This is a genomic window from Rhizobium sp. L9 (genome assembly GCF_002531885.1).
Classification (GTDB): domain Bacteria; phylum Pseudomonadota; class Alphaproteobacteria; order Rhizobiales; family Rhizobiaceae; genus Rhizobium.
In genome coordinates, this window is the sequence record NZ_NWSZ01000100.1 from 1 (window position 1) to 732 (window position 732).

The window sequence follows — 732 nt, forward strand, 5'->3', positions numbered from 1 at the left end:
GAACAGTGGCACGACGGATCCGGACGAACCAAGGACGTTCCCGAAGCGGACCATCGAGAAGTTTGTCCGCAGTCTGTCGGCGGTCAGCTCTGCCGCAAGCGCCTGCAGCACCATCTCCGCCAGCCTCTTACTGGCGCCCATCACATTCGTCGGACGCACGGCTTTGTCGGTGCTGATCAGCACGAAATTCGAGACGCCGCATCTATTTGCCGCACGTGCGGTGATCAATGTCCCCATGACATTGTTCTTGATGCCTTCGACGGCATTGTGTTCGACGAGAGGCACATGCTTGTAAGCGGCGGCGTGATAAAGCGTCTGAGGCCGCCAGCTCTGCATGATATGTTCCATGCGATCCTGGTCGCGGACGGAACAAAGGATCGGCACGATCTGCAGGCTCTCATGCTCGTAAACTTCGGCCAGCTTCAGCAATTCGGCATGGATATTATAAAGCGCAAACTCGTTCTGATCTATGAGGATAAGGCTCGAAGGCGCGTTGCGCAGAATCTGGCGACATAACTCGCCGCCGATAGAGCCGCCGGCGCCCGTGACCATGACCACCTTGTTGCGCATTGCCTTGTCGAGCAGCTCTTGCCGCGGCGCAACCGCTTCCCTGCCCAGCAGGTCTTCGATCTCCAGCTCACGAATATCGGAGACCGCGACTCGTCCCTGAGCCAGCGCGGTGAGATCCGGCAATGTCCGGACGTTCACCCTGGCTTTGCGGATATGCTCGAG

Annotated in this window: 1 protein-coding gene; it reads right to left on the bottom strand. The window is 58.6% G+C overall.

Going from position 1 to position 732, the window contains the following annotated elements; translation table 11 throughout:
* A partial coding sequence (locus CO660_RS32450; protein ID WP_141504997.1) for a polysaccharide biosynthesis protein occupies nucleotides 1-732 on the bottom strand: 732 nt, incomplete at both ends.